Origin of the sequence: Halobacteriovorax sp., assembly GCF_048381875.1 — a bacterium.
Taxonomy (GTDB): Bacteria; Bdellovibrionota; Bacteriovoracia; order Bacteriovoracales; family Bacteriovoracaceae; genus Halobacteriovorax_A; species Halobacteriovorax_A vibrionivorans.
Genome location: NZ_JBLXBP010000015.1, coordinates 1 through 5,867, shown reverse-complemented (window position 1 = coordinate 5,867; position 5,867 = coordinate 1). Strand labels below are relative to the sequence as shown.

The following is a 5,867-nucleotide window of genomic DNA, read 5'->3' as shown; positions in this document are numbered from 1 at the left end:
TTGTTAAAGCTACTCTAGCGGGAAGAAGACAAGGTAATGCTTGTGTTAAAGGTCGTTCAGATGTTAGCGGTGGTGGTGCTAAACCATTCAAGCAAAAAGGTACAGGTAGAGCTAGACAAGGTTCAATTAGATCGTCTCTTATGGTAGGCGGTGGAACTGTTCACGGTCCAAGCCCAAGAAGCTATGTTCAAAAAGTTAACAAGAAAATGGCAAAGGTTGCAATTCAATCTGTATTAGCTGATAAACTCCAAGCAGGAAAGTTAACAGTAGTAGATACAATTGAATCAACTGGAAAAACTAAAGAAATGTACACTCTATTAAATGGTAAGGGTTTACTTCCTGCTTTAGTAGTAACTGCTGATAAAAACTCACCGGCTCTAAGAGCAGTGAAGAACTTACAGTGGGGTAAAGGGATGGCCGTAGAAGGTTTCTCTGTATACGAAGCAGTAAAATTTGAAAACCTAGTTATCGAAAAGAGTGCATTAGAAACCCTATTAAATAAGTTGGTGTAATTATGGCGACGTTAGAAAATGTATTAAAGAAACCGCTTATCACTGAAAAGACTTCTGTAGCAACAGACAATGAAAACCGTTTTGGTTTTGTAGTTGATCTTAAAGCTAATAAGCATCAGATTAAGAATGCTGTTGAGAAGCTTTATGACGTGAAAGTATTAAATGTTAAGACTAACATCACTCCTGGTAAAGTTAAGAGAGCTGGTAAGGGTGTTAAAAAGACTAGTAAATTCAAGAAAGCTTTCGTTCAATTAGCGGAAGGTCAAAAAATTGAATTTTTTAAAGGTGTTTAACTAGTTAGCTGAGGAAATTATGGGTATTAAAAGATTTAAACCAACAACTCCTTCACTAAGAAAGATGCAAGTCGTAAATAGTGATGAGTTAACAAAAGGTGTAAAGCCAGTTAAAGGCCTTACAGCTGTAAAGAAAAATTTTGCAGGTAGAAATAACGCCGGTCGTATCACTGTTAGACACAGAGGTGGCGGAGTTAAGAGAAGATACAGAATTATTGATTTCAAGAGAAATAAACTTGATATCCCTGCTACAGTTCAAGCGATCTCTTACGATCCAAACAGAACTTGTAATATTGCACTAATCGCTTATCACGACGGTGAAAAGAGCTATATCCTAGCTCCACTAGGTCTTAAAGTAGGTGATAAAGTTATCGCTTCAGCAGAAGCAGATATTAAAGTAGGAAATGCTAAGAAGCTTCAAGACATTCCAGTTGGTACTCTTGTACACAACGTAGAAATGTATCCAGGAGCTGGTGGTCAGCTAGCACGTTCTGCAGGGTCTTATGTTCAGATCATGGCCAAAGAAGGTAAATTTGCTCTTCTTAGAATGCCATCAGGTGAGCTTAGAAAAGTTGAAGTTACTTGTATGGCGACAATTGGTCAGGTAGGTAACCTAGATCATGAAAAACGTAACATTGGTAAAGCTGGACGTAAGAGAAAGCTTGGTTTCAGACCAACTGTACGTGGTGTTGCTATGAACCCAGTTGATCACCCACACGGTGGTGGTGAAGGTAGAACTTCAGGTGGACGTCACCCAGTTTCACCATGGGGAACACCAACTAAGGGTTACAAGACTAGAACTAATAAGAGAACTGATAAGTTCATCGTTAAGAGAAGAAAGTAGTAGGAGAATAATATGGCCCGTTCATTAAAAAAAGGTCCATTTGTTGATATTAGCTTAATGAAAAAAGCTCTACAAATGCAAGAAGAAGGTAACAAAGGTAACAAAGTGATCAAGACATGGTCTAGAAGATCAACTATCGTTCCTGAGTTTATCGGACTTACTTTTGCCGTACACAACGGAAAAAAATTCATACCAGTTTATGTTACTGACAACATGATCGGACATAAGCTAGGTGAATTTGCACTAACTAGAACATATTTTGGTCACGGTGCAGATAAGAAGTCTAAGAAGAGATAGTACAGTTACAGTTGAATAAGGAGAAGGTCAGATGGCCATTACAGTTAGAAACAGTAGAGTTGGTGTCGCGCCTAGAAAAGTTAGACAGGTTTGCGATCTAATCAGAAAGAAAAAAGCTTCTGAAGCGTTAAAAATTTTACGTTTCAATGAGAAGAAAGAAATTGCACTTGTTTTAACAAAATTAATTAATAGTGGATTAGCTATCGCAGCTGATTCTGAAAAGTATGATCTAGACAATTTAGTTATTGGTACGATTAAAGCTGACGAAGGTCCAACTTTAAAGCGTATTCAGCCAAGAGCTCAAGGTCGTGCGTTCAGAATTAGAAAAAGAACTAGTCACATAACAGTTGAACTAAAAGAAGCATAGGATAAATTATGGGACAAAAAGTACATCCATACGGTTTTAGATTAGGTTATATTAAATCATGGCATTCAAATTGGTTTGCTAACGATAGAGAATACGGTGAAACACTTCACGAAGATCTAGCGATTAGAAACTACATTGAAAAGAACATGAAGAATGCTTCTGTAGCAAACATCGAATTATCAAGAACTTCAAACCAGGTTAAAGTTACTGTTTACACAGCTAAGCCAGGTGTTGCTATTGGTAAAAAAGGTGCAGGAATTGAAAAGATCAGAAATGACCTTAAGAAACTAACTAAGGGAACTCTAATCTTCAATATTGCAGAAGTAAAAAGACCAGATGCAGAAGCAAAACTAATCGCTGAAAATATCGCAGGTCAGCTTGAAAAACGTGTAGCTTTCAGAAGAGCAATGAAGAAAGTTATGCAGTCAGCATTCAGAGCTGGAGTAAAAGGTATCCGCGTTAGAACTGCAGGTCGTCTTGGTGGAGCTGAGATGGCAAGAGCAGAAGGTTATACAGAAAGAAAAGTTCCTCTACACACACTTAGAGCAGATATTGATTACAATACTGCCGAAGCTCATACTACATTCGGTGTTATCGGTGTAAAAGTTTGGGTTTATAAAGGTGAGATTTACAAGTAGTTGGAAATTCGTTAGTGAATTTATTTTATTGAGGTAAATATGTTAAGTCCAAAAAAAGTAAAGTGGCGTAAGCAACAAAAAGGCAGAATGAAAGGGAAAGCAAACCGTGGAAATACTATCACGTTCGGTGAATTTGCTATACAAGCCCTATCATGTGGGTATATAACAAACCGTCAAATTGAAGCTGCCCGTATTGCAATGACAAGAAAGATCAAAAGAGGTGGTAATGTTTGGATCAAAATCTTCCCAGATAAGGTCCTTACTAAGAAGCCAGCTGAAGTTCGTATGGGGAAAGGTAAAGGTTCTCCAGATTCTTGGGTTGCAGTAATTAAACCAGGAAGAGTAATGTTTGAAATCAAGCACTTCGACCCTGAGTTAAGTAAACAAGCACTAAAGCTTGCTATGTACAAGCTGCCTGTTAAAACTAGAATTATTTCTAGAGAGCAGCAGGAACTTTAATCGTTAGAGGAAGTTATGCAAAAGTTAGATTATAAAGAAGTAAGCGGTTTAAGCGGTAAAGAAATTGATGCAAAAGTAGCTGAAATGAGAAGAGCTATTTTCGATATGAATATGTCTAAAGCGACAAGTGGTATTGAAAAGCCTCATCAGTTAAAAGTTGCAAAAAAGAATATTGCTAAATTATTAACAGCAAAAAATGCTAAAGGTGAGTAACCATGAGTACTAATACGTTTAAGAGAAAGCTAGAAGGTGTAGTTGTTTCTGTTAAGAATGAAAATACAGTTGTCGTTAATGTTGCTAGACGTTTTAAGCACCCTGTATATAGTAAATTCGTTACAAAGACTAAGAAATACCATGCTCATAATGTAAGTTTAGAAGCAAATCTAGGTGACAATGTAACAATTATTGAAAGTAAACCTTATTCAAAACTCAAAAAGTGGGAACTGTTAAAGGTAAATAAGTAAGGCTTAATAAGCCTATTTTAGGAGTTAGTAATGATCCAAATGCAAACTAAGTTAGAAGTTGCTGATAACTCTGGAGCTAAAGAAGTAAAGTGTATCAAGGTACTAGGTGGTTCAAAAAGAATGAGCGCTAACCTTGGTGACATTATAGTTGTAGCAGTTCAGCAAGCACTACCAGGTGGAAAAATTAAAAAGGGTGACGTTAAGAAAGCAGTTATTGTAAGAACTAAATACCCTATTAGAAGAGAAGACGGTTCATATATCAGATTTGATAAGAACAGTGTCGTAATACTTAATACTAATAATGAACCAGTAGGAACACGTATTTTTGGTCCTGTTGCAAGAGAATTAAGAAACAAGAGCTTTACAAAGATTTGTTCTTTAGCTCCAGAAGTTCTTTAGTCAAAGGTTCAGTGAGGAAGTTATGCAAAAGCTAAAAGTGAATGATAATGTAGTTATTTTAACAGGAAAAGACAGAGGCAAAACTGGTGTAGTTGGAAAGATCAACTTCAAGACCAAAGTTGTTTATGTTGATGGTGTTAATCTAGTAAAGAAAGCAATTAAACCAACTCAAGAGAACCCAGCTGGTGGAATCGTAGATATCGCAGCTCCACTTCATATCTCAAATGTTGCTGTAGTAAGCCCAAAAACAAAAAAGGCTACTAGAGTAAGAATTGAAGAGAAAGATGGGAAGAAAGTTAGAGTTGCAGTATCTTGCGGATCAGTATTAGGTTAAGGTAGAGGCAGATATGAGTAGATTCAGTGAACTTTATAAAAATGAAATTAAAAATAAAATGACTGAGAAGTTTGGTTATAAGAATGTTAACCAAATTCCTAAACTAGAAAAGATAGTGGTTAACTGTTGTACAAGAGACGCAGTAACTAACTCTAAAGTTGTTCAGTCGATTGTTAGCGACTTAGGTACTATTACAGGTCAGAAACCAGTTATTGCTAAGGCTAGAAAGTCTGTAGCAGGCTTCAAAGTTAGAGAAGGTATGCCACTTGGTGCAAACGTTACTCTTCGTGGTGAAAGAATGTACGAATTCCTTGATAGACTTGTTAACATCACTCTTCCAAGAGTACGTGACTTTAGAGGTGTTTCATCTAAAGGTTTCGATGGAAAAGGTAACTACACTTTAGGTTTAAAAGAGCAGATTATTTTCCCAGAAATTTCTTACGATCAAATTGATAAGGTAAGAGGTCTAGGAATCTCAATTGTAACAACTGCTAACAATAACGAAGAAGGTAGAGAACTCCTAAACCTTTTCGGTATGCCTTTTAACAAGTAATAGAGGATATAGTAATGGCTAGAAAAGCGAAAATTGAAAGTAACAAGAAAAGAGCTAAGCTTGCTGAAAAATACGGTACGTTAAGAAAAGAACTTAAGGCCGCTATTATCAACGAGAACCTTTCTGACGAAGATAGATTTGAAGCAATGATTAAACTTCAGAAACTTCCAAGAAACTCGGCAGCTATTAGAGTTAGAAATAGATGTGAATTAACTGGACGTCCACGTGCTTTCTATAGAAAGTTCAGATTATCTAGAATTCAATTTAGAGAATTAGCACTTAGAGGAATGATCCCTGGTGTAACGAAGTCAAGCTGGTAAGGGTTGAGGAGACGAAATTATGATGACAGATCCTATTTCAGATATGTTAACAAGAATTAGAAATGCAATCAATGCTGGACACGATAGAGTTGAATTCCCAGCGTCGAAAATGAAAGCAGGTGTTTGTAAAGTTATGAAGGACGAAGGATATATTCGTTCATTCAAAATCATTGCAAAGAGCCAATCAGATATTAGAATTAAAGTACTACTTAAAGAAGACGCAATTGTTGGACTTAAGAGAGTTTCTAAACCAGGTCTAAGACAGTACCGTGGTTACAAGGACATCTCAAGAGTAATCAGTGGTCTTGGAACTTCAATCCTATCAACTTCTAAAGGAATTATTTCTGATAGAGAAGCGAGAGCGACAAAAGTTGGTGGTGAAGTAAT

Annotated in this window: 14 protein-coding genes; all 14 read left to right on the top strand. The window is 36.6% G+C overall.

What is annotated here, in order from left to right:
• The coding region (rplD, locus tag ACN5L8_RS15100; protein WP_419173433.1) for a 50S ribosomal protein L4 at window positions 1-512 on the top strand (512 nt) is incomplete at its 5' end.
• 2 nt (window positions 513-514) lie between these two features.
• Window positions 515-805: a 50S ribosomal protein L23 gene (rplW, locus tag ACN5L8_RS15095; RefSeq protein ID WP_419173432.1), complete on the top strand. Its 291-nt coding sequence runs from the start codon at window positions 515-517 to the stop codon at window positions 803-805.
• Between the two features lie 19 nt (window positions 806-824).
• Window positions 825-1,649, top strand: coding sequence for a 50S ribosomal protein L2 (rplB, locus tag ACN5L8_RS15090; RefSeq protein WP_419173431.1), 825 nt, complete (start codon window positions 825-827; stop codon window positions 1,647-1,649).
• Window positions 1,650-1,661: 12 nt separating this feature from the next.
• Complete coding sequence (rpsS, locus tag ACN5L8_RS15085; RefSeq protein ID WP_419173430.1) at window positions 1,662-1,946, top strand: 30S ribosomal protein S19; 285 nt, start codon at window positions 1,662-1,664, stop codon at window positions 1,944-1,946.
• A gap of 31 nt (window positions 1,947-1,977) precedes the next feature.
• The gene (gene rplV / locus ACN5L8_RS15080; protein WP_419173429.1) at window positions 1,978-2,313 is read left to right on the top strand and encodes a 50S ribosomal protein L22; all 336 of its coding nucleotides are present in this window, start codon (window positions 1,978-1,980) and stop codon (window positions 2,311-2,313) included.
• Between the two features lie 8 nt (window positions 2,314-2,321).
• Window positions 2,322-2,951 carry a 30S ribosomal protein S3 gene (gene rpsC, locus ACN5L8_RS15075; protein ID WP_419173428.1) on the top strand — a complete coding sequence of 210 codons (630 nt, stop codon included), beginning with the start codon at window positions 2,322-2,324 and terminating at the stop codon, window positions 2,949-2,951.
• Between the two features lie 39 nt (window positions 2,952-2,990).
• Complete coding sequence (gene rplP, locus ACN5L8_RS15070; RefSeq protein WP_419173427.1) at window positions 2,991-3,410, top strand: 50S ribosomal protein L16; 420 nt, start codon at window positions 2,991-2,993, stop codon at window positions 3,408-3,410.
• A gap of 15 nt (window positions 3,411-3,425) precedes the next feature.
• On the top strand, window positions 3,426-3,623 hold the full coding sequence (rpmC, locus tag ACN5L8_RS15065) for a 50S ribosomal protein L29 (protein ID WP_419173426.1): 198 nt from the start codon (window positions 3,426-3,428) through the stop codon (window positions 3,621-3,623).
• Between the two features lie 2 nt (window positions 3,624-3,625).
• Complete coding sequence (rpsQ, locus tag ACN5L8_RS15060; RefSeq protein ID WP_419173425.1) at window positions 3,626-3,874, top strand: 30S ribosomal protein S17; 249 nt, start codon at window positions 3,626-3,628, stop codon at window positions 3,872-3,874.
• A gap of 30 nt (window positions 3,875-3,904) precedes the next feature.
• Window positions 3,905-4,273 (top strand): 50S ribosomal protein L14, encoded by a 369-nt coding sequence (gene rplN, locus ACN5L8_RS15055; RefSeq protein WP_419173424.1) that lies wholly within the window; start codon window positions 3,905-3,907, stop codon window positions 4,271-4,273.
• Between the two features lie 22 nt (window positions 4,274-4,295).
• Window positions 4,296-4,607 (top strand): 50S ribosomal protein L24, encoded by a 312-nt coding sequence (gene rplX / locus ACN5L8_RS15050; protein WP_419173423.1) that lies wholly within the window; start codon window positions 4,296-4,298, stop codon window positions 4,605-4,607.
• A gap of 13 nt (window positions 4,608-4,620) precedes the next feature.
• Window positions 4,621-5,160: a 50S ribosomal protein L5 gene (gene rplE / locus ACN5L8_RS15045; protein WP_419173422.1), complete on the top strand. Its 540-nt coding sequence runs from the start codon at window positions 4,621-4,623 to the stop codon at window positions 5,158-5,160.
• A gap of 14 nt (window positions 5,161-5,174) precedes the next feature.
• Entirely contained in the window at window positions 5,175-5,480 is a 306-nt protein-coding gene (gene rpsN / locus ACN5L8_RS15040) for a 30S ribosomal protein S14 (protein WP_419173421.1), read from the top strand.
• Between the two features lie 16 nt (window positions 5,481-5,496).
• On the top strand, window positions 5,497-5,867 hold a 371-nt coding region (gene rpsH / locus ACN5L8_RS15035; protein WP_419173434.1), incomplete at its 3' end, for a 30S ribosomal protein S8.